At 71.7% G+C, this 22,038-nt stretch carries 16 protein-coding genes and 1 tRNA gene; 10 read left to right on the top strand and 7 right to left on the bottom strand.

Annotation, left to right across the window (positions count from 1 at the left end; genetic code table 11):
• Positions 1–237 precede the first annotated feature (237 nt).
• Both OHS71_RS21460 and OHS71_RS21465 read right to left on the bottom strand, forming a co-directional pair.
• Positions 238–876, bottom strand: a complete 639-nt coding sequence (locus tag OHS71_RS21460; RefSeq protein WP_328480995.1) for an ATP-binding protein — start codon at positions 874–876, stop codon at positions 238–240.
• A 174-nt stretch (positions 877–1,050) separates the two neighbouring features.
• Positions 1,051–1,887, bottom strand: a complete 837-nt coding sequence (locus tag OHS71_RS21465; RefSeq protein ID WP_328480996.1) for a glycerophosphodiester phosphodiesterase — start codon at positions 1,885–1,887, stop codon at positions 1,051–1,053.
• 282 nt (positions 1,888–2,169) lie between these two features.
• Here OHS71_RS21465 and OHS71_RS21470 point away from each other — a divergent pair, with 282 nt between their 5' ends.
• Positions 2,170–3,768: a S1C family serine protease gene (locus OHS71_RS21470; RefSeq protein WP_328480997.1), complete on the top strand. Its 1,599-nt coding sequence runs from the start codon at positions 2,170–2,172 to the stop codon at positions 3,766–3,768.
• 265 nt (positions 3,769–4,033) lie between these two features.
• Here the strand turns inward: OHS71_RS21470 and OHS71_RS21475 are convergent, their stop codons facing one another.
• Positions 4,034–4,675 (bottom strand): hypothetical protein, encoded by a 642-nt coding sequence (locus tag OHS71_RS21475; protein ID WP_328480998.1) that lies wholly within the window; start codon positions 4,673–4,675, stop codon positions 4,034–4,036.
• 418 nt (positions 4,676–5,093) lie between these two features.
• Here OHS71_RS21475 and OHS71_RS21480 point away from each other — a divergent pair.
• Positions 5,094–5,180: transfer RNA gene (locus OHS71_RS21480), tRNA-Ser, on the top strand.
• Between the two features lie 124 nt (positions 5,181–5,304).
• On the opposite strand, the gene OHS71_RS21485 is transcribed toward OHS71_RS21480, so the two are convergent.
• Entirely contained in the window at positions 5,305–5,520 is a 216-nt protein-coding gene (locus tag OHS71_RS21485) for a DUF7660 family protein (protein ID WP_443046999.1), read from the bottom strand.
• 946 nt (positions 5,521–6,466) lie between these two features.
• On the opposite strand from OHS71_RS21485, the gene OHS71_RS21495 reads away from it, so the two are divergent.
• Positions 6,467–7,072, top strand: a complete 606-nt coding sequence (locus OHS71_RS21495) for a response regulator transcription factor (protein ID WP_328481000.1) — start codon at positions 6,467–6,469, stop codon at positions 7,070–7,072.
• Positions 7,073–7,195: 123 nt separating this feature from the next.
• Positions 7,196–7,576 (top strand): hypothetical protein, encoded by a 381-nt coding sequence (locus tag OHS71_RS21500; protein WP_328481001.1) that lies wholly within the window; start codon positions 7,196–7,198, stop codon positions 7,574–7,576.
• A 554-nt stretch (positions 7,577–8,130) separates the two neighbouring features.
• Here the strand turns inward: OHS71_RS21500 and OHS71_RS21505 are convergent.
• Positions 8,131–9,060, bottom strand: a complete 930-nt coding sequence (locus tag OHS71_RS21505; protein WP_328481002.1) for a bifunctional DNA primase/polymerase — start codon at positions 9,058–9,060, stop codon at positions 8,131–8,133.
• A 359-nt stretch (positions 9,061–9,419) separates the two neighbouring features.
• Here OHS71_RS21505 and OHS71_RS21510 point away from each other — a divergent pair, with 359 nt between their 5' ends.
• From OHS71_RS21510 to OHS71_RS21530, 5 genes are all read left to right on the top strand, one after another.
• Positions 9,420–10,439: a bifunctional MaoC family dehydratase N-terminal/OB-fold nucleic acid binding domain-containing protein gene (locus OHS71_RS21510; protein WP_328484587.1), complete on the top strand. Its 1,020-nt coding sequence runs from the start codon at positions 9,420–9,422 to the stop codon at positions 10,437–10,439.
• Entirely contained in the window at positions 10,436–10,831 is a 396-nt protein-coding gene (locus tag OHS71_RS21515) for a MaoC/PaaZ C-terminal domain-containing protein (RefSeq protein ID WP_328481003.1), read from the top strand. Before OHS71_RS21510 ends, OHS71_RS21515 begins: the two co-directional genes overlap by 4 nt.
• The gene (locus OHS71_RS21520) at positions 10,828–11,997 is read left to right on the top strand and encodes a lipid-transfer protein (protein WP_328481004.1); all 1,170 of its coding nucleotides are present in this window, start codon (positions 10,828–10,830) and stop codon (positions 11,995–11,997) included. The genes OHS71_RS21515 and OHS71_RS21520 overlap by 4 nt, the downstream gene beginning before the upstream one ends.
• 235 nt (positions 11,998–12,232) lie before the next feature.
• On the top strand, positions 12,233–12,781 hold the full coding sequence (locus OHS71_RS21525; protein ID WP_328481005.1) for a SigE family RNA polymerase sigma factor: 549 nt from the start codon (positions 12,233–12,235) through the stop codon (positions 12,779–12,781).
• 142 nt (positions 12,782–12,923) lie between these two features.
• A complete protein-coding gene (locus tag OHS71_RS21530; RefSeq protein ID WP_443047170.1) occupies positions 12,924–14,576 on the top strand; it encodes a long-chain fatty acid--CoA ligase in 1,653 nt (550 codons plus the stop codon).
• A gap of 187 nt (positions 14,577–14,763) precedes the next feature.
• Here OHS71_RS21530 and OHS71_RS21535 read toward each other — a convergent pair whose 3' ends face one another.
• Positions 14,764–15,942, bottom strand: a complete 1,179-nt coding sequence (locus tag OHS71_RS21535) for an MFS transporter (protein ID WP_328481007.1) — start codon at positions 15,940–15,942, stop codon at positions 14,764–14,766.
• Positions 15,943–16,294: 352 nt separating this feature from the next.
• Between OHS71_RS21535 and OHS71_RS21540 the strand changes: the two genes are divergently transcribed.
• Positions 16,295–16,876, top strand: a complete 582-nt coding sequence (locus OHS71_RS21540) for a TetR family transcriptional regulator (RefSeq protein ID WP_328481008.1) — start codon at positions 16,295–16,297, stop codon at positions 16,874–16,876.
• Positions 16,877–17,078: 202 nt separating this feature from the next.
• On the opposite strand, the gene OHS71_RS21545 is transcribed toward OHS71_RS21540, so the two are convergent.
• Positions 17,079–21,764, bottom strand: a complete 4,686-nt coding sequence (locus OHS71_RS21545) for a hybrid sensor histidine kinase/response regulator (RefSeq protein ID WP_328481009.1) — start codon at positions 21,762–21,764, stop codon at positions 17,079–17,081.
• Positions 21,765–22,038 lie beyond the last annotated feature (274 nt).

Here is a 22,038-nt window from a genome sequence, read left to right on the forward strand (position 1 = left end):
GTACGGCTCGTCTGGTACGGCGCGAGCCTAGCCGTTCCCACGCTCCGTGACCGGAACCTGTGGACAACGCGGGAGTGGTGGACGGCGGGAACGGCGACGGCCGGGAAGGGTGAGCGAGACGTCTCCTGCTGCCCTTGTCCCTTCCGGCCCCCGGCTGTCCTCGTCGCTCCGGTCCGCCCAGGGCCTGTCGTTCGGATGGCACCGTGAGCCAGGCCGACCTGATCCAGACGACAGGCTCTAGTCCACGTCGTCGAACGCGCCCGCGAAATTGAGGCCGGGCATCGACGCCACCGGGGGAGCCGCGACCCGGGACGCGAAGTCGTCGCGTCGACAGCCGGCGTCGGGGTCGTAGACGTCGGTGTGGACGACGACCCACACCGTGACCTCGCCGCGGGCGTCGTTGCGGACGCCCCAGTCGTCGGCCAGCGCCGTGATGATGTTGAGCCCGCGGCCGCCGTGCGCGGTGACCGAGGGGGTCGCGGGGGCCGGGCGGGTCGGGCCGCCGCCGTCGGTCACCTCGACCATCAGCCGGCCGCCCGGTTCGACACGCCACGCGGCCCGGACGTCACCGTCCCCGGCCAGGGCTTCGCCCAGGGGTCTGCCGTGCTTGCAGGCATTGCTCAAGAGTTCGGAAAGGATCAGTACGGCGTCGTCGATGACCGATTCCGAGACTCCGCCACTGCGCAGTTGATCGCGCATGCGGTGTCTCGCGTTCCCCACGCCCGCAGGACCATGGGGTACGGCCATGCTCGACGACGCGGGCACCTCCTGTGCCACCACCAACGCCACCCCCGAGACCTCCTTCGCCCCACGCCACGGTGTGGATGCCCCATTGGCCTGTACCGGAAACCGGCCAATGCGGCCCCGGCGACGCATTCGTCATGTCGAACACGTACCGAACGCGCCGGAGCACTCCCTGTGAGGGGCCTGTCAGTGAGTGGCTGAATTCGAACGTTATGGCTGAGAACGGAGGATGCTGTAGGCGGGCTGTGTGGTCAAGAGGTGTGGATGGGTCTTCTGGGACTTCTGTGACTTCCTCCAGTCGCCGGCTCAGCGGCCCAGCCGTCGCAGCACCTCGCGCGGACGGTTGGTGATGATGGCGTCGACGCCCAGCTCGACGCAGAGATCGACATCCCCGGGTTCGTTCACGGTCCACACGTGCACGCGGTGGCCGGCCGCCTTCAGGCGCTCGATGTACGCCGGGTGGTTGCGCACGATCCTGATGGAGGGACCGGCGATCCCCACCCCCGCGGGCAGCCGCCCGTCGCGCAGCCGGGGCGAGACGAACTGCATCAGATAGACCGTCGGCACGGTGGGGGCCGCGGCCCGCACGCGATGCAGGGAGCGGGCCGAGAAACTCATGATCCGCACGGGGGACCCGGCCGCCGAGGCCGGCGCGTCCAGGCCGAACCTCTTCAGCAGCACCAGGAGCCGCTCCTCCACCTGTCCGGCCCAGCGTGTCGGATGCTTGGTCTCGATGGCCAGCTCCACCCGTCGTCCCGCGTCGGAGACGAGCTCCAGCAGGCGCTCCAGGGTCAGGACGGAGGTCTCCGCGCGGTCCTCCGGCCTGACCTCCCAGTCGGGGTCCTCCTCGCGCGCGTGCCAGGCCTCGCGGGCCTCCCGCGTCTTCCAGGAACCGAAGTCCAGCGCCGCGAGGTCGGCCAGCTCCAGGGCGGAGACCGCGCCGCGGCCGTTGGACGTACGGTTGACGCGACGGTCGTGGACACAGACGAGATGGCCGTCCGCCGTCAGTCGTACATCGCACTCGAGGGCGTCCGCGCCGTCCTCGATGGCCTTCTTGTACGCGGCCAGAGTGTGCTCGGGGGCATCCTCGGAAGCCCCGCGATGGGCGACGACTTGAATGTGGTCCTGCCGTACGTGGGTCACCGCGTCATGGTGCCACCGGGGCCCGGTCGTCTGAGAACCCTCTGAGATGTTTCGACGATGCGTACTTAATGTTCCTGATGACCCATATAAGGAATGGCCATGGACCCACAGCCACCGCTTATGGTGCTCTGACGGCCCGTGGGAAAAGCTGAGACGTACAAAAGCACACGCACAGCTTCAGCGCGCCGGGTCGACGACAAAGCGTGCGGGAAAGCGCGCGAGCGCGGACGAGCGTGACCCAGTGTGACCGACGACAACAGCCGTGGATCGAGGAGTAGAGCTGTGAGCACCGAGAACGAGGGCAAGAGCGAGGGCACCCAGGTACCCCCGGCCCCGTCCGCACCCCCCGTGCCGGTGGAATCTCCCTCGGCCTCCCCGCAGGCGGCAGCACCCGACGCCGCGCCCACGACTCCGCTGCCCGCGGCGCCCGCGCAGGCACCGGAAGCCGGTCGTGACGCCGGTGCGGGTGCGCCCGAGGGCCACTGGCCGCCGCCCACCGCCCCGCCGGGAGCCCCGGCCCCGGTCGACGGCGACTGGCCGCCGCCGACCGCTCCGCACGGATCCCCGGTCCCGCAGGCGGCCCCGGCCGCTGACGACTGGCCCACCCAGGTCCCCGCCACACCGCTGTACGCGGACCCCGGTGCGGGCACGCACGCGTACGGCGCCGGCGCACCGGCCGGAGGCACCGGTGGCTTCGGCGGCCCGGGCGGCCCCGAGGGAACCGCGTGGGGCGCCTCCTACCAGCAGCCCGCGCCCAAGTCGGGTCGCGGGCGCGGCGGGCTCGTCGCCGCGATCCTCGTCGCCGCGCTGGTCGCGGGCGGCCTGGGCGGGGGTCTCGGCTACACCTTGGCCAAGAACGACGACGACACCGGCTCGACCACCGTCGCCGCGTCCACCAACGGGGGCGACGTCAAGCGCGACCCGGGCACGGTCGCCGGGGTCGCCGCCAGGGCGCTGCCCAGCACCGTCACCATCGAGGCCGAGTCCAGCAGCGGCGAGGGCGGCACCGGCACCGGCTTCGTCTTCGACACCCAGGGCCACATCGTCACCAACAACCACGTCGTCGCGGACGCGGTCGATGGCGGCAAGGTGACGGCCACCTTCCCCAACGGCAAGAAGTACGACGCCGAGGTCGTCGGGCACGCCCAGGGCTACGACGTCGCCGTCATCAAACTCAAGAACGCCCCATCGGACCTGAAGCCGCTCGCCCTCGGCGACTCCGACAAGGTGGCGGTCGGCGACTCGACGATCGCGATCGGTGCCCCCTTCGGCCTGTCCAACACGGTCACGACGGGCATCATCAGCGCCAAGAACCGCCCGGTGGCCTCCAGCGACGGCAGCAGCAGCGCCGCCTCCTACATGAGCGCCCTCCAGACGGACGCCTCGATCAACCCGGGCAACTCCGGCGGCCCCCTGCTGGACGCCTCGGGCAACGTCATCGGCATCAACTCCGCGATCCAGTCCACCGGCAGCGGCGGCCTGGGCGGCACCACCCAGTCCGGCTCGATCGGCCTCGGCTTCGCCATCCCGATCAACCAGGCCAAGTACGTCGCCCAGCAGCTGATCAAGACCGGCGAGCCGGTGTACGCCAAGATCGGCGCGTCCGTCTCCCTGGCGGACTCCACGAACGGCGCGAAGATCACCGACACGGCCGACGGTGGCGCCTCCGCCGTCGAGTCGGGCGGCCCGGCGGCCCAGGCCGGCCTGAAGCCCGGCGACGTCATCACCAAGCTCGACGACATGGTGATCGACAGCGGCCCCACCCTCATCGGCGAGATCTGGACCCACCAGCCCGGCGACAAGGTCACGATCACCTACGAGCGCGACGGCAAGACCCACACCGTCGACCTCACCCTGGGCTCCCGCAAGGGCGACAGCTGACGCCCACGACGACCCCGGCCCCCGCCCCTCCGACCCACGCGCGCGTACCTCCCCGGTCCAGCTCCCGCTGACCCCACGCGCGCGTGCACTCGTCACCCTGTCCCGCACCGCCGGCCACCGGCGGCCACCGGCGGAGGGCCGCACGAAGGCGAGTCGGCGGCCTCTACGGCACGTGAGGTCGCGGGCGCCGAGGCATGGAAACGAGTGAGGCGGTCTGCCGGAAGCCACAGCTTCGGCAGACCGCCTCACTCATCGCGAGCCCGGATCAGAGCAGCGCACCGTCGGTGATCTGCGTGGCTGTGCCGTTCTTGATCGCGACCTCGGCCTCCACGCCCTTCTTGGCCGCCTTCTCCAGGTCGGCCTCCTCGCACGGCGCGTCCACCTTCGAGCCGGCGGTGCCGCAGATCTGGCCCCCGCCCAGGATCACGGTGTCCTCGGCGAGGAAGAAGGCCTGCTGCTCGCCGCCGGAGCCCTTGGCCGCAGGACCGTCGACCAGGTACTTGCCGGGCGCCACGTACCGCACGATGCCGTACCAGGTGCCGCTGACGCCCTGGCCCTTGCCGAGGCCCTCCACGACGGTCTCGCTGGAGTCGGACGTGCCCCCGGACGCTGACGTGCCGGTGCCGCCGGAGCCGGACGTGCTGCTGCCGCCGGACGTGCCGCCGGAGCCGGACGTGCTGCTGCCGCCTGACGCGCCGCCACTGCCGGACGTCGTCCCGGAACCGGAGGGGGATGCGGAGGTGTCGCTCCCGCCCGGGGTGTTGGACTTGCTCGCCGCCGCGGACGCGTCGACCTTGCCGGAGGAGCTGTCGGCGGCGTCGTCGCCCTGGCTGCACGCCGTCATCAGCAGGGTGCCGCCCAGGAGCGCGGCGGAGACAAGGAAGGCCTTGCGACGGTTGCGGATCATGGGTCAATTCCCCTGCGTGATCGATTGGTTGGAGCTGAGATGAGAGCGGTTCCTCAGCGCCGGGCTTGATCATTATGAGGGCGCTGGACCCGAGCGGATACCTCGGTCCTCGATCCAGGACGACCCCGTCACAGTGCCGTGACACGAACAACTCGACCTCACGGGACTGAGGTTGCTGCTCCTCGCCACGCTGCGGTGGCACCGAGGGCTGCCGATCACCTCTGCGGTGTGCCGACGGAGTGCGTACCGGACGCTGGGCGTACTGATCACAAGCGTTGTCGACACTGGTGGGTCCCGAACACGGCGAAGACCTCCGATGTCAGGACAGCGCCAGTGGGCCCCGTGTGGACCACGCCCCCCGAGCAGCGCCCGCGCCGGGTACTCTGTACCCGCTCCGCCCCAGGTGGGCCGGGGCGCGGGTGGGTTGCCCGAGCGGCCTAAGGGAACGGTCTTGAAAACCGTCGTGGCAGCGATGTCACCGTGGGTTCAAATCCCACACCCACCGCAGATGAACGGCCCCTGACCAGGTGAATCGGTCGGGGGCCGATCTCATGTGGGCTGCCCGTCAACGCCCGTGGTTCCCCGCCGGTTACCGGGCGATCGGGCACGGCAGGGGCACGGCCCTTCGGCTACTCGTAGACGACGGCCGCACTGAGGGCCCGCGCAAAATACATCCAGTCGCCGTCCGGCGGCATCTCTTCGCCGAGGTACCGGTACGAGCCGGGAGAGTCCGTGATCCACGCGACGAGCGCACCGAGGTAGTCCTCCACTGTGCGGTTCTCCCAACTTTCCCGCTGCCCCCGAACGTCGGACGGCAGGCGCACCCTGGCGCACGGTGTGGTCACCGGGATGGCGGGCCATCACACCGGAGAGGGCGCCGAAACCGGAGGACTACGCGATGGCTACTTCTGGCTCCCGCCGTGAGACGACGTCACCGAGCGGATGGGACTCCCGCCTTTACTGGCAGTGGATCGCGTACAACACGATCGCCTTCGTGTGCTATTGAGGTGCACGGCCGCAGCTCCTACCGTGTTCCTGATCGCTCGGTGACGACCGAAGCTCCGGCAGGCCCAGAACCCGAACTGATCCATGGTGAGCGGACTCTGTACGACAACCCTTGGGTCAAGCTGAGCCTCGTAGACGTTGAGCCACCACTGGCCGAACTTTCCCGTGGGGTGATCAGAAGACTGCCGCAAAGTGCAATGTCCGAGAGGCTGGGGTGGAACGCACCACATCTGTCTCTCGGTACCACAGTGGCGTTTAGACATATGGGGTCTACGACATGGTGGGCAACTTATGGGAATGGCTTGTTACCTCGACCGCGCCAGGGCGGTATGAGCTTCGAGGCAGTGCCTTTACAAGTCCTCTGTTTCGGGGAGTCCCCGCCATTCCCAACGACGCCAACGACACGATGCATGACGACGACACAGGGTTCCGCTGTGTAGCTGGGCCCGAGCAGATACATCTTGGCAAGGGCTGATCGAAAGGGCGGGTAGTGCAACACGACTGCCCGGGCACTGTGTCCCTCCCACCCGGCCGTCGCCGATCGTCGGCGGCGGCCAGGACGCCCGTACGGGCCAGTCCGGCGCGCCGGAGCCGCCCGCGTCGGCGAGGCTGAGCGACGGGGCGTGTCCGACCCGGGAAGACGGTGGACACCGCCCGAGGGCCACGCACGAGAGGTGAGAGGCGGAGAGGTCCCATGAGCGGTTGCGGCGAGGCGACGGCCACGACGACGGCAGAGCCGGAAAAGGGTCGCCCGGGTCGCGCCCCGCGAGATTCCGGTCGCCGCAGGTGAGCACAGCACTCATGCGGATCGCGGTCATCGGGGACTGTCCCGTCTTCCGGCACGGCGTCTCCGAACTAATCGACAGCGCACCGGACCTCCACCTGGTCGCGGCCGCGCAGTCGGTGGAGACCGCGGACGGCACCCTGGGCGGCGCGGAAGTGGTGCTGATCGACCTCCAGCAGTCCGCGCCGACGCTCACCGAGGCCGTGGTGAAGCTGCGGACGCGGGGACATGCCATCCTCGTCGTGTCCTCCTCTCCGCAGATCGACGCCGTCCAGGTGATCCGGGCGGGCGCGAGCGGCTATCTGAGCCGGCAGGCGGAGGCTCACGAGGTCCTGACGGCGATTCGCACAGTGGGCTCGGGCCGCAGTTATGTGGCCGCGCCGGCCAGCCATTTGGTGGGAAGGTCCCTCCATTTCACGGTACGGGAGCAGGAAATCCTGCGCCTTCTCGCAAATGGTTCAACGGACCACGAAATCGCCGCCAAACTGGGAATCAGCAAACACACCGTCCAGTCGCACCTCGACCGAATCGGCGAGAAAACCGGCTCCCGCCGCCGACCGGACCTGACTCGGATCGCCGTGGAACACGGGCTCACCGACCCCGAGTAAGGTCCCCTAGGGGTAGTTCTGCCCCGCTGGCCGTGGGCAATTGTCGCTCTTGACCAACGCAGGCGAAAGCAAGACCTTTGTTGAGGACCACTGATGGGACACGGAAATCAGCTGGGAGAAGTCATGCGCAATCGGCTCGCAGTTCTCATCATTGCTACACTGCTTCCTTTGGCGGGAGGGACCTCGCTCGCGGCAGCCAGTCAGGCAGGGGACCCCCCTCCGCTCGGAAAAGTCACGGTCTTCGGGACAGTCAAGGACTGCCCGGGCGACTCTTCCCCCGACACGGTGAAGATAACGGCCGGCAACGAAACAATGGTCGACAATTCACTCGCGGGAAACGGCAACTCTTACTCTGTCACCTTCAAGAAGATCCCCACAACAGGCTCGACGGGCAGGCCCACCGTGACCTGCGAAAACGATAAGACATACGAGCCGGATCCATTCACGATCAACGGGGCGCCGACCTCTGCCCCCGTGAAGCAGAAGCAGAACCTCAAGCCCTAACCTCGATCGTTCATGAGTCCTCGTCGGTTCGCTGACGGGGACTCTGCGTTTGTGTGGTGCGTCTTTTCGGGGGTTGGGGCAGGGCGAGTGCCTCGCGAGGTCAGGCCGGATCCGAAAACTAGACGGTCGCCCCACCCTCGCCAGGCACCCAACTCGGGATTCCATGGGCCATGTGTGGGCCAGCGCCGTGGAAGGGTGCACGGCTCAGCGTAGATGCGCAGGTCAGAGACGGGCTGGGCCGTGCCGTCGCGACGCTCTTGTAAACCGTCGTGGCAGCGATGTCACCGTGGGTTCAAATCCCACACCCACCGCAGGTGAACGGCCCCTGACCAGGTGAACGGCCCCTGACCAGGTGAGCAGAGCTGATCCCGAGAGAGGCCGGCCGACAGATCCACCTTGGGGTAGGTGCCGATACCTGCCGTCGGGGCCAGAGCGCCTGCCGAGGGGCGCCCGGCCTCCGTCATTGCCAAGAGTGAGATGCGGTTCGTGGAGCGGCGTGAGCCGCTGAGCCGCTCGGGCCCGCCGTGCGGGCGTGGGCCCGGACGCTGGTTGCTCTACGCGTCCGGGGCCGTGGCGTCGTGGGGGGTCATGGGCGGCGGGGGCTGGTGGGCGGTCATGCGGGCCGCCGACGCGATGGTTCCCCGCGCCTCCCGCGCCGTCAGGCCGGTTCGTACGGCGGCCTCGACCAGGTCGTCGGTCAACTCAGGGCCGATGCCGTCTTCGTGGGCCCGGCAGGCCGCCCAGAACAGTCGCGTGTTGCGTTGTCCCTCATGGGCGGCCAGCACGAACTGGACCAGGCCCCGGCCGTGTGCGCCGCCCGCTGTCGGGGCGGGGCCGGGGCGGGAGGCGCGCGGGGGCGGCAGCAGCAGGCGCAGGAGGGAACGCGGGCAGGGTGCGGGGGTGAGGTGGTCGGTGCCCGGGGCGATGGCGTAGACGCCGTGGGCGGTGCGGGAGCCCGGGCCCACGAGGTAGCCGCCCGCGCCCCGGATGTCGATGCCGGGGGCGAGGCGGCCGGCCGAGTTGGGGACGACGACGTCCGGCGGGCCGGTGAGCCAGAGGTGCCGGCCGCCGGACGGGGTACGGACGACGACCGTGGGCGGAATCGTGAACAGATGGCGCAGGGCCAGTTCGCGCAGGGCGGCCGTGGAGTCCGTGTCCGACTTGGTGTCCAGGTCGACGCCGATGAGGTGGTGCGGCGGGAGGCCGCAGGCGATGCCGTAGCCGGTGGCCCAGGGCGCGGCGGCGAACAGTTCGCGGACGCGGACCGGGTCGGTCGAGGCGTCGTACACGCCGTGGCCGAAGCGGCCGCACTCACCGTGGCAGGGCGGACCTGCCGGTTCGGGGGCGTTCCGGTGGGGGGAGCGCAGGGCCGGGAGTTTGGTCCGGGACAGGGGGATGACGGCCAGGCCGTGTTCGGCGGCCGACAGGGCGTGGGCGAGGGCCAGTGTGGTGGCCTGCCGGGGGTACCGGTTGGTGGTGGCCATGGATCCATGGTCGTACATGTGTTCGAGAAAGGGAAGGGGGTTTGCGGTGGGGCCCGCGCGGGGGCGGCCGTCGGTGCGGATGTGCCGGAACGCCGCTCTGGCCCCGGTCGGCCGCAGCGAACGCGGGTCCGTGACCTTGACAGGGACCCATATCTGACGGACAGTCAGAAACGGCTTCGGCCGGCTGCTTGGGCCCACCGCATTCGTCCCGGTCCCTGTCCGTCCGGCCCCCGCCCCTGTTCCTGCCACCCGTCCAGGTGCCGCCCCGCTTCACCCGCCCCGTTCCACCCGTCCCGCCGCCCCGCCCCCTCTCCCGTACCGGTCCTGGAAGGAGTACGGCCGTGGCAGACGAGCTCCACATGCGGCTCAAGGCGTACGAGGGCAGTCCCGCGGCGGTCGCCGGCACCGGCCGGGACCCCGTCAACGCGCCCATGATCCGGCACTGGTGCGAGGCCATGGGCGACCGGAATCCCGCGTACACGGGCCCCGGCGCGATCGCCCCGCCGACCATGCTCCAGGCGTGGATCATGGGCGGCCTGAGCGGTCATGAGGGGCGCGCGCAGGCCTACGACGAGCTGCTCTCCCTCCTCGACGAGGCGGGCTGCACCTCGGTCGTCGCCACCGACTGCGAACAGGAGTACCTGCGCCCGCTGCGGCCGGGCGACGAGGTCGCCTTCGACACGGTGATCGAGTCGGTCTCGCAGCGGAAGACCACCAAGCTGGGCACCGGGTACTTCGTGACGACCAGGACGGACATACGCGTGGGCCTGGCACTCGTCGGCACCCACCGCTTCCGCATCCTCAAGTACGCGCCGGCAGGCCGGGGACGGGAACAGCGGCCACGGTCATCGTCCTGGGGGACGAGGGAAGCGACGGAAGCGAGGGAGGCGAAGGCAAGGCGGGCGACGGGGGGCGAAGGAGCGAGGGCGTCGGAGCGGCGACCTCGGCCCGTCGTCAACCGCGACAACGCCGGCTTCTGGGAAGGAGTGCGGCTCCGTCGTCTCCTCATCCAGCGCTGCGCCGCCTGCGACACCCTCCGCTTCCCCTGGCTCCCCGGCTGCAACGCCTGCGGATCGGCGGAGTGGGACACCGTCGAGGCAGCCGGCGAGGGGACGGTCTTCTCGTACGTCGTGATGCACCACCCGCCCTTCCCGGCCTTCTCCCCGCCCTACGCGGTGGGGCTGATCGAGCTGTCCGAGGGCGTCCGCATGATCAGCAATGTCGTCGACGTGCCCTACGACAAGGTGCGGATCGGCATGCCGGTGGAGTTGGAGTTCCGGACCTACGACGACGGCGGCCACGGCAGCGAGAAGCCCGAGGGCGACGACGCGTTGGTGCTGCCCGTCTTCCGCCCGCGCGCGACGGAGGCGGCCGCGTGAAGGCCGGGGACGAGCTGCCGCCGCTGGAGATCGAGGTCACCCGCACCCTGATCGTCGCCGGCGCCCTCGCCTCGCGGGACTACCAGGACGTCCACCACGATCCTGAACTGGCCCGGCACAGAGGGTCCCCCGACATCTTCATGAACATCCTCACGACCAACGGCCTGGTCGGCCGCTACCTCACCGACCACTTCGGTCCGAAGACGGTGATCCACAAGGTCGCCGTCCGGCTCGGCGCGCCCAACTACCCCGGTGACACCATGGTGTTGCGGGGCCGGATCGAGGAGGTCGACGGAGCGACGGCCGTGGTGCGGGTCACCGGGGACAACGGGACAGGCAGGCACGTCACCGGGACGGCGACGCTCACCGTCCCGCCGGGAGGCGTGGGATGAGCGTACGGACGCGGGACTCCCTGGGCGGCCGGGCCGCGATCGTCGGCATCGGGGCGACGGAGTTCTCCAAGGACTCCGGGCGCAGCGAACTGCGGCTGGCGGCGGAGTCGGTGCGGGCGGCCCTCGCCGACGCGGGACTCACGCCCGCCGACGTGGACGGGATGGTGACGTTCACGATGGACACGAGCCCGGAGATCACCGTGGCGCAGGCGTGCGGTATGGGCGAGCTGTCGTTCTTCTCCCGGGTCCACTACGGCGGCGGGGCGGCCTGCGCGACCGTGCAGCAGGCGGCGCTCGCCATCGCGGCCGGTGTCGCCGAGGTCGTCGTCTGCTACCGCGCCTTCAACGAGCGGTCGGGGCGGCGTTTCGGCTCGGGTGTACGGCACCGCGAGCCGTCGGCGGAGGGCACGGCACTGGGCTGGACACTGCCGTTCGGGCTGCTCACCCCGGCCTCCTGGGTGGCGATGGCGGCCCAGCGGTACCTGTACGCGTACGGGCTGACCCCGGAGGACGCGTTCGGGCCGGTCGCCGTCACGGCCCGCCGGCACGCGGCGGGGAACCCGGCCGCCTACTTCCACGACCGGCCGATCACCCGCGCCGACCACGCGGCCTCCCGCTGGATCGCCGAGCCGCTGAGGCTGCTGGACTGCTGCCAGGAGACCGACGGCGGCCAGGCGCTCGTCGTCACCTCGGTCGAGCGGGCCCGTGACCTGCCGCATCCGCCCGCCGTGGTCGCCGCGGCCGCCCAGGGCGCGGGCCGGGCCCAGGAGCAGATGACCAGCTTCTACCGCGACGACCTGACGGGCCTGCCGGAGATGTCCGTGGTCGCCCGCCAGCTGTGGCGCGGCTCCGGACTGGCTCCGGCCGACATCGACGTGGGGATCCTGTACGACCACTTCACGCCGTTCGTGCTGATGCAGCTGGAGGAGTTCGGCTTCTGCGCCCCCGGCGAGGCCGCGTCCTTCGTCGCGGAGAACCGGCTGCCGCTGAACACCCACGGCGGTCAGCTCGGGGAGGCCTACCTCCACGGGATGAACGGTGTCGCCGAAGCCGTACGGCAGCTGCGCGGCACGTCCGTGAACCAGATTCCGGGGGCCTCCCGCACCCTGGTGACGGCGGGAACGGGGGTTCCGACATCGGGTCTGGTCCTGACCTCGGACGGGTGAGACCGGTTCTGACCTCGGACGGACGAGCACCCGCGCTGCCCGCAGGCCGGTCCTCGGGGCGGGCCCTCAGGACGGGCGGCGAGGAGGCCGGACCAGGGGGCATCCCGTAGTAGTCGGCGTCGTCTCGTCCACCTTCAGGAGGTGGAGCGGGCACCACCCCTACAACCTGAGAGGGACTTCTCTTCGGGACCTGCGGCCGATCCGCCCGAGCGGGGCCCGAACCTAGCGTGGAGCCATGACCACACCCGTCTGCGCCAGCGCTTCGTACGGAATGACGCGGCCTGCTCCGTACCCGTCCTTCGCTTCGTACGTCAGGGCCCGTCAGCCGGTGCTGCTGCGCACCGCACGGTCGCTGACCGCGAACCCGAGCGATGCGGAGGACCTGCTGCAGACCGCGCTCGCCAAGACCTACGTCGCGTGGGAGCGGATCGAGGACCACCGGGCGCTCGACGGCTATGTCCGCCGGGCCCTGCTGAACACCCGCACGTCGCAGTGGCGCAAGCGCAAGGTCGACGAGTTCGTGTGCGACGAGCTGCCGGAGCCGGAGCCGGTCGGGTCCGCGGACGATCCGGCGGAGCGGCAGGCGCTGCACGACGCCATGTGGCGGGCGATCATGAAGCTGCCCGCGCGGCAGCGTGCCATGGTCGTCCTCAGGTATTACGAGGACCTCAGCGAGGTCCAGACGGCAGAGGTGCTCGGCGTCTCGGTGGGCACGGTGAAGTCGGCGGTGTCACGGGCGCTCGGCAAGCTGCGCGAGGATCCTGAGCTGGTGCTTGTCCGATAGTGCGCCGACGTGGTGTTCTGACCTGGGCTTGGACGTGATCTGATCGATCATCGGTACCTAGTGACATACCGCGCGGTATGTGCGCAGAATCAGCACAACCGTTACCACCGCGTAGGCAATGTCGCCGCCCTGGGAGGACGCCGTGCTGAGCACCATGCAGGACGTACCGCTGACCGTCACCCGCATCCTCGAGCACGGCATGCTGGTGCACGGGCGGTCGCGGATCACCACCTGGACCGGCGGCGAGCCGCAGCGGCGCAGCTTCGCCGAGGCCGGCACCCGTGCGGTGCAGCTGGCGAACGCCCTGCGCGACGACCTCGGCGTCCGCGGAGACGACCGGGTGGCCACGCTGATGTGGAACAACGCCGAGCACGTCGAGGCGTACTTCGCGATCCCCTCCATGGGCGCGGTCCTGCACACCCTCAACCTGCGCCTGCCGGCCGAGCAGCTGGTGTGGATCGTCAACCACGCCGCCGACAAGGTCGTCATAGTCAACGGATCGCTGCTCCCGCTGCTCGCGCCCCTGCTGGCGAAGCTGCCCACGGTCGAGCACGTCGTCGTCTCGGGTCCGGGGGACCGCTCGCTCCTCGAGGGCGCCCACGCGCGCGTGCACGAGTACGAGGAGCTGATCGCGGACAAGCCGAAGACGTTCGACTGGCCCGAGCTGGACGAACGCCAGGCCGCCGCCATGTGTTACACCTCCGGTACCACCGGCGATCCCAAGGGCGTGGTCTACAGCCACCGTTCGATCTACCTGCACTCGATGCAGGTCAACATGGCCGAGTCGATGGGCCTGACCGACCGGGACACCTCGCTCGTCGTCGTGCCGCAGTTCCACGTCAACGCCTGGGGCCTGCCGCACGCCACGTTCATGACGGGCATCAACATGCTGATGCCCGACCGCTTCCTTCAGCCCGCGCCCCTCGCCGAGATGATCGAGAGCGAGAGGCCGACCCACGCGGCCGCCGTCCCCACCATCTGGCAGGGCCTGCTGGCCGAGCTGACCGCCAAGCCGCGCGACGTCTCCTCCCTCACCCAGGTCACCATCGGCGGCTCCGCCTGTCCGCCCTCCCTGATGACCGCGTTCGACGAGCTGGGCATGCGGGTCTGCCACGCCTGGGGCATGACGGAGACCTCGCCGCTCGGGACCATCGCCCGGCCCCCGGCCCACGCGATCGGCACCGACGAGGAACTCGGCTACCGCCTCACCCAGGGCCGCTTCCCGGCCGGCGTCGAGGGCCGGCTCACCGGTCCCGGCGGCGAACGCCTCCCCTGGGACGGCGAGTCCGCGGGCGAGCTGGAGGTGCGCGGCGGCTGGATCGCCGGCGCCTACTACAACGGCCCGGACGCCGAACCCCTGCGCCCCGCCGACAAGTTCAGTGAGGACGGCTGGCTGAAGACGGGTGACGTCGGCACCATCTCCCCCGACGGCTTCCTCACCCTCACCGACCGCGCCAAGGACGTCATCAAGTCCGGCGGCGAGTGGATCTCGTCGGTGGACCTGGAGAACGCGCTGATGTCCCACCCCGATGTCGCCGAGGCCGCCGTCGTCGCCGTCCCGGACGACAAGTGGGGGGAACGGCCACTGGCCACGGTCGTCCTCAAGGAGGGGGCCAACTCCGACTTCGAGTCCCTGCGCGCCTTCCTCGCCGCGGAAGGCAAGATCGCCAAGTGGCAGCTTCCGGAGCGCTGGACGATCATCGAGTCGGTCCCGAAGACGAGCGTGGGCAAGTTCGACAAGAAGGTGCTCCGCAGGCAGTACGCGCAGGGTGAGCTGGACGTCACCCAGCTCTGAGTTCTGTCGCCGGCCGTACGGTGTCGCCGGCCGTACGGCGTCTCGGCGTCGTCGGCCGTCGTCCTCGTACTCGGCCGGCCTCTGCCCTCGTGACAGTCCCCTGCGCCGTCGCGCGCCATCCCATGCCTCCGTCCGCCGCCCTTCGTCCCCGGTCCGCCGTCCTTCGTCCTTCGTCCTCCGTCCCCCGTCACCGTCGTACGGCCGTGGTCGTCCACCCGAGGAACAGCCACGTGCCCGCCACCGTGACGACACCGGCCCAGCCGAAGTGGCTGAAGGCGAGGCCGGCGAGGGCCGAGGCGGTGGCGCCGCCTGCGAACCCGGCGACGACATAGGCGCTGTTGGCGGTGGCCGGGGCGGAGGTGGTGGTCAGCGCGAGGGTCTGGTTGGCGACGTGCGAGGCGACCAGGGCCGCGTGGATCACGATCGCGGCCACGAAGAGCGCGACGAGCACCTGCCCGCCCAGCCAGAACAGCGGGACCGAGAGGGCGGCCAGCACATACGCGTCGCGTCCGACCTTCGCGGCGCCGAAGCGGTCGACCAGACCGCCCGCCAGGGGTGCGACCACGCTGGCGGCGAGCCCGAAGAGGCCGAAGAGGCCGGCGGCCGCGGTCGAGAGACCGTAGGTCCCGCCCGTGAGCAGCAGCGCGAGGGAGGTCCACAGGGCGCTCCAGGCGCCGTACATCCCGGCCTGCCGTACGCAGGCCCGCCACAGGTCAGGCGAGCGCCGCACCAGGCCCGGCATCGCGGTGAGACCTGCGAAGAGGTGATCCTCACGGGGGCGTCGGCGTTCGGAGGGCAGGGCGGCTGCCGTCAGCAGACCGAGAAGCGTCGTCAGGACGGCCGCACCCACGAACACCGCCCGCCAGCCGAAGGCCTGCCCGGCCAGTCCGCCCAGGACGCGGGCGGCGACGACGCCGGTGAACAGTCCGGCGACGACGGCGGCCACATGCCGGGCGCGCCGGTCGGCGGGGGCGCGTTCGGCGACCAGCGGCACGAGGAGCTGTGGGACGACGGTCGCGGCCGAGCCGACGAGCACGGCGGCCGCGAGGAAGACGGTCCCGGTGGCCAGGGCCCCCGCGACCAGGGCCGCCGAGGTGACCAGGGAGAGGCCGGCGACCAGCCTGCGCCGGTTGACGCGGTCGCCCAGCGGGGCGAAGAAGAGCAGGCCGACCGCGTAGCCGAACTGCGCGACCGAGGCGATCCAGGCCACCGCCGAGGGCGCCGAGCCGAAGTCACGGGCGATCAGGGGGAGCAGCGGGGCCGCGAGGTAGACATTGGCGGCCGTGACGGCGGTGCAGAGGGCGATGAGGACGAGGAGGAGGTTCTTGCGGCGGGCCTCGGAGACCGCCGAGCGCACCTCCACCACCGCGGCTCGACCTGCTCGACCGATTCCTCCGGCACGACCTGTTCCGCCGGTCCGTCCGGCTCGATCGGTCCGTCCGGCTGGATCGGTTCGGCCGGTTCGGCCGGTTCCGCCGGTCCGTCCGGCCTCTGTGGCTTCTCGATGTTCCCGGGCTCCCCCGGCTTCCTGTGCTGCCTGGTTCTCCGTGGTGCGGGACGGCATGGCGGAGGCGCTCCTTCGGCCGACTGTGGAACTGGCAGATCCGGATGGATCCGATAACCAACCAGTTGGTTGGAACGAACGGGCAACAGTCTGGGCGGAGCGCGAATTCCCTGTCAACCAACTAGTTGGTTGTGGCTCTCGCTAGGCTGTACCCATGGCAACCACCAGGGATCCCGAGGCCACCCGCGCCCGGATCTTCGAAGCCGCCGTCACGGAGTTCGCCCGGCACGGCATCGCGGGTGCCCGCATCGACCGCATCGCCGCCGAGGCCAAGGCGAACAAGCAGCTCATCTACGCCTACTTCGGCAACAAGGCCGAGCTGTTCTCACAGGTCCTCGGCCGTCGCATGGTGGAGCTCGCCGCCGCCGTCCCCGTCGATCCGGACGACATCGAGGGCTGGCTCGACCGGGTGATGGAGTACCACGCGGCCCACCCCGAGCTGCTGCGCCTCCTGCACTGGGAGGGCATCGAGTACGGCCGTACCGAGTTGCCCGACGAGGCGGAACGGCAGGAGCACTACGCGCGCAAGGTCGCCGCCGTGCAGGACGGCCAGGACCGCGGCGTGATCTCCGACGCGATCCCGGCCGGCGATCTCTTCTTCCTGCTGATCGCTATGGCCAACTGGTCCGCTTCCGTACCGCAGTTGAGCCGCATCCTCACGGACCCCGAGGGCACCGACAGCAATCGTCTGCGCGCCTCCGTCAAGGAGGCGGCACGGCGGCTGATCGCGCCATAGCCATGCCGGAGGGTAAGCCGCGGTCGTAGCCACAGCCACAGCCACAGCCGCAGCCGCGGTCGTAGCCACAGCCAGTGTCACCGCCGAAGGGTCTTTGCCGCGGCCGGGGGCAAGGACGCGGCCGAAGCCGGAGCCGCGCCCGACCTCGCTGCCGGGGCCGAAGCGCAGCCGCGGCAGCGACGGGACCGAACCCTGGCCCGGGCTAGTTGGTGCCGATCCGGGCCAGCAGGTCCACGATCCTGCTCTGCACCTCCGGGCTCGTCGACCGCTCGGCCAGGAAGAGGACCGTCTCCCCCGACGCCAGCCGCGGCAGGTCCGCCTGGTCGACGGCGGCCGTGTAGACGACCAGGGGAGTGCGGTTGAGCTGGCCGTTCGCGCGTAGCCAGTCCAGGATCCCGGACTGGTGGCGGTGCACCTGCATCAGGTCCATGACGACCAGGTTCGGCCGCAGCTGCCCCGCGAGCGTGACGGCATCCGCGTCGCTCGCCGCGCGCGCCACCTGCATCCCGCGCCGCTCCAGCGTCGAGGTCAGTGCGAGGGCGATCTCGGCGTGCTCCTCGATGAGCAGCACCCGCGGTGGATGCTGCTCGCTGTCGCGCGGCGCCAGCGCCTTCAGCAGGACGGCGGGGTCGGCGCCGTAGGCCGCCTCGCGCGTCGCCTGCCCGAGCCCGGCCGTGACCAGCACCGGAACCTCGGCGGCCACCGCTGCCGTACGCAGCGACTGCAACGCGGTACGGGTGATCGGCCCGGTCAGCGGGTCCACGAACAGCGCGGCCGGGAAAGCGGCGATCTGCGCGTCGACCTCCTCGCGCGACTGCACGATCACCGGCCGGTAGCCGCGGTCGCTGAGCGCCTGCTGTGTATGGACGTCCGGCGCGGGCCAGACCAGCAGCCGACGCGGGTTGTCCAGCGGCTCGGGCGGCAGCTCGTCGTCCAGTGGCTGCGGGCGCGGGGGATCCGCCACCTCGACGGCCCCGCCGGGCCCGTCCAGCGGCTCGGGTCCCTCGGCGGCGTTCTCGTCCGGGGCCCCTATGGCGTACGACCGTCCGGCGCCCTCGGTGCCCGGCCCACCGGGGGCGAGGCGCGTCTGCCCCGCGAGGGAGGGATGCGGGACGGGCGTCGACCCGGGTCCGGGTGCGGGTTCCGCTCCGTGCGGCGCGACGGGGGCCGGGACGGGCTGTGCCGCCGTCGGGGCCTGCGCGGCGGCGGGCTGCTCGGCCGACGGGTGCGGACGGGCCGTCTGCTCGGGGCGCGTCGCCGGGTCGGGCGGAGTGCCCAGCTTGCGGCGCCGCCCGGACCCACCCGGGGCGTGCGGGGCCGGTGTTGCCGAGGACTGCGCCGACGGCAGCCCCGGCTGCGACTGACGCATCGCCTGAGCCTGCTGCGCCTGCGCCTGCTGAAGCTGGAGTGCCTGCTGAACCTGTTGGGCCTGCTGTACCTGCACGGCCTGCCGGGTGAAGGGCACGCCCTGTCCCAGGGTGCGCACGCTGATCGCCCGCCCCTGCGTCGAGTTGGGGTCCATGGGCCGGCCCGCCCCGGACTCGGCGGGCAACGGCTGCGCCGCCCGCGGCTGCCCGACGGCGGCCTCGGGCGGAAGCGGGGTGCCTCCGCTCGGCGTCGCCGCCACCGGCGCGGGCTGCGGGGCCGAGGGAACCCGGCCCGCTTCGGCCGGGAGCGGCTGACCCTGCCCGGCCGGATTCGGTACGGCGGCAGTGCCCGGCCGGGCCCCGGCCGCCGCGACCTGCCCCGGCTGCCCGGGGATCGGCAGGCCGGGGGCCGCCGGTGCGGGAACGGGCCGACCCGCGGCCGACTGCCCAGGGCCGGGCACAGGGGCGGCAGGCGGCTGAGCGGCGGCAGCGGCAGACCGCTGGGCGCCCCCCTGCGCCGGAACAACCTGGTGGCCACCGGCCTGCGGCTGCTGCGGTCGGGACTGCGCCTGGGCCGGGACGGCGGCTTCCGCCGGTTGGGCGACCGCCCGTCGACGGCGGCCCGTGGGCGCGCTCGTGGGGTGCGGCTGGGGCGGGGTGTGGTCGTCGGCCTGGTCGTGCGGGACGGCGTCGTGCCGCCCGTGATCGATCGCGGAGTCCGCGGCGGCGGCGCCCTGCACGGGGAACTGACCCTGTGCCTGCACGGGTTCCAGAGCCTGGGCAGGCATCGGGGCCTGACCGGGAATCAGTGCCTGACCAGGAATCGGGACCTGGCCGGGTACCTGGCCTTGCGAGGGCGCCTGCACCCTTCCCGCAGCCGGTGCCGGTGCCGGTGCCGGGACGGAGCCCGGAACGGGACCGGGAGCCGAACCCGGAACGGCGTCGGGCATCGAACCCGGTGCCGGGACCGGTCCCCGGGCCTGGCCGGCCGGCGCTGCGCCGACGGGACCGTCCGTCACCCGGTCCGCCTCCGCGGGCGGCAGGGCGAACACCGCACGGGGGCCCGCCTCCTGCGCGGCGGCGCGCTCGTTCGCGGCGGCCAGGGCACGCCGTCGGCGCCCCGTCGGCTGCCCGTCCTCAGCCTCCACCTCCGCCCCGGCATCCGTACCCGTGCCGGTGCCCGCTCCCGCTCCCGTGCCGTTTCCCGGCCCGGAGGCCTCGGCCGGTGGGCCTGCGAGCGCAGGCAGCGCGGACGGCAACGCGTTCTGAGGTTGCAGGCCCGCCGGGGCATGCCGGGCCCGCCGGCCGTCCGGCGCCGGTACACCCTGCGGCGGAACCGTGCCGCCAAGTCCCGTACCGGAGGCCGCGGTCCCCGCCGCGTGCTCGGCGGCGGTGACGACCGCGCCCTCGCTCACCCCCGCGTCGACCCCGGGAGCCGCCCCCGCCTCCGCCCCGACGACGGCGACCTCGGCCGACCGACCACGCCGCCGCCCGGTACCGCCGTCACCGCCGGAGCCCTCCACAGCGTCCGCCTCGTCGGTGGCGGGCGACACGTCACCCGGCAGCTCGTCCGCCGCGGCGGACGCGGCCCGCCTGCGCCGCCGTCCGGTGGGAACGACTGCGTCCGCGTCGGCGCCGCCGTCGGCGCCCGGGACGTCACCGTCCAGGAAGGCGTCCACGGAGGACCGCCGGGCCCGGCGGCGCCCACCGGCGCCGTACTCGCCGGGAACCTCCTCCATCGCAGCCGCCGAGCCTGCTGGGACCGCCGCGGCCGGCGGAGCTGCCGGAACCGCGTCCGGGCCGGCCGCGAGAGCGGGCAGGGCCGAGGAGACGGCAGGAGCCGCCATGGCGCCCGCGCCACCGCCCAGCGGCACCTCGAGCACGTAGGCGCTGCCGCTCATGCCCGGCACCTCGTGCGTCTGGAGCACGCCGCCGTGCGCCCGCACGATCCCCCGCACGATCGGTTCGTGCACGGGGTCGCCGCCGGCGTACGGCCCGCGCACCTCGATGCGGACGACCTCGCCGCGCTGGGCGGCCGCGACCACGACCGTGTTGTCCATGTAACCGCCCGCCGAGACGGGCGCGTTGCCCGTGGCGTCGACGCCCGCGACGTCGGCGACGAGATGCGCGAGCGCGGTCGCGAGGAGCCGCGCGTCGACCTCGGCCTCGATGGGCGGCGCGTGCACGGCGAACTGCACCCGACCCGGCCCGATGAGATCCACGGCGCCGTCGACACCGGCGGCGACGACGGCGTCGAGCATCACCTTCGTCCGGGCGATGACCTCCGACCCGGTGTCGAGACGCTGGTAACCGAGGACGTTGTCGATGAGCGTGGTGATCCGCGAGTAGCCGGCCGACAGGTGATGGAGCACCTGGTTGGCCTCGGGCCAGAGCTGACCGGCGTCGTCCGCGGCGAGCGCGGCCAGCTCGCGGCGCAGCTCGTCCAGCGGACCGCGCAGGGAGCCCCCGAGCAGGGTGAGCAGCTGCTCGTGCCGCCCGGCGAGCGCCTCGTACCGGTCCTTCTCCCGCTCCGCGAGCGCGGCATAGCGTTCCTCGCCGGCCGCGACCTCCTCCTCGTGCTGCTCGCGCAGCTCCTCGAGCTCGGTGACGTGCTGCTGGCGCAGCGCGGTGAGGTCGGAGGCGTGCTCCTCGGAGAGCTTCTCCATCTCCTCCGCGTGCCGCTTCTCGACGCCGTCCTTCTCCTCGGCGAGGGCGTCGAAGGGCCGCCGGTCGGTGAAGGTCATGACGGCGCCGACGAGCTGGTCGCCGTCCCGCACGGGTGCGGTCGTCAGATCGACGGCGACCCTGTCCCCGCTCTTGGACCACAGCACCTGCCCGCGCACCCGGTGCTTGCGCCCGGAGCGCAGGGTGTCGGCGAGCGGCGACTCGTCGTACGGGAACGGCGAGCCGTCGGCGCGCGAGTGCAGCACGAGGGTGTGCAGCTCCTTGGCGCCGAGATCGCTCGCCCGGTATCCCAGTATCTGGGCGGCGGCCGGATTGACGAGGACGATCCGTCCGTCGGTGTCGGTCCCGACGACGCCCTCGGACGCGGCCCGCAGGATCATCTCCGTCTGCCGCTGCGAGCGCGCCAGCTCGGCCTCGGTGTCGACGGTGCCCGACAGGTCGCGTACAACCAGCATCAGCAGTTCGTCGGAGGCGGAGGAGTAGCCGTAGCCGTCGTAGGCCTGCTGGCCGTTCTCGAGGTTGGCGCTGGTCACCTCGACCGGGAAGTCGGTGCCGTCGGTGCGGCGCGCCACCATCCGCGTCGGCTTGGTCCGGCCGCGCGGGTCCATGTGATCGGGCCGCCGCATGGACCCCGGGATGAGTTTGGAGTCGAACTGCGGCAGCAGATCCAGCAGCCCCCGCCCCACCAGAGCCGTACCCGGCGTCTCGAAGGCCTCGAGCGCGATGGTGTTCGCGTTGACGACCGTCCCGTTGGCGTTGACCAGCAACAACGCATCGGGAAGCGCGTCGAGTATGGCTGCGAGGCGAGCAGCGCCTCGGGATGGCCTGCTGCTCACGAGTCGCTTCCTCCCTGTTACCGCACCTTGCCGACCGTTCGGGCCATCTTGCCAACCGGCCCGCACCGTGTCACGCGAGGGAGTCTAAGGGCTGGGGTCCCGTCGGCGGCGCCGGATGAGAGGGAGCTCGCACTGCGAGGTGACACAGAACGTGTGTCCTCACCGGTCGTGACCCCTCCCTGTGCAGGAAGACCCGCTCCCGCGCCCGCCCCGCCGCCCCTCGGATCGCGCGAGACCTTCGCGCGACCTTTACGGAACCGGTGCTTCCGCCACG

It is taken from the genome of Streptomyces sp. NBC_00377 (assembly GCF_036075115.1).
Classification (GTDB): domain Bacteria; phylum Actinomycetota; class Actinomycetes; order Streptomycetales; family Streptomycetaceae; genus Streptomyces.

Coding starts and splice junctions, on each gene's coding strand:
- OHS71_RS21460 (WP_328480995.1), bottom strand. CDS start 876: ATGCGTCGCCGGGGCCGCATTGGCCGGTTTCCGGTACAGGCCAATGGG.
- OHS71_RS21475 (WP_328480998.1), bottom strand. CDS start 4,675: ATGATCCGCAACCGTCGCAAGGCCTTCCTTGTCTCCGCCGCGCTCCTG.
- OHS71_RS21500 (WP_328481001.1), top strand. CDS start 7,196: ATGCGCAATCGGCTCGCAGTTCTCATCATTGCTACACTGCTTCCTTTG.
- OHS71_RS21505 (WP_328481002.1), bottom strand. CDS start 9,060: ATGGCCACCACCAACCGGTACCCCCGGCAGGCCACCACACTGGCCCTC.
- OHS71_RS21510 (WP_328484587.1), top strand. CDS start 9,420: ATGCGGCTCAAGGCGTACGAGGGCAGTCCCGCGGCGGTCGCCGGCACC.
- OHS71_RS21520 (WP_328481004.1), top strand. CDS start 10,828: ATGAGCGTACGGACGCGGGACTCCCTGGGCGGCCGGGCCGCGATCGTC.
- OHS71_RS21525 (WP_328481005.1), top strand. CDS start 12,233: ATGACCACACCCGTCTGCGCCAGCGCTTCGTACGGAATGACGCGGCCT.
- OHS71_RS21540 (WP_328481008.1), top strand. CDS start 16,295: ATGGCAACCACCAGGGATCCCGAGGCCACCCGCGCCCGGATCTTCGAA.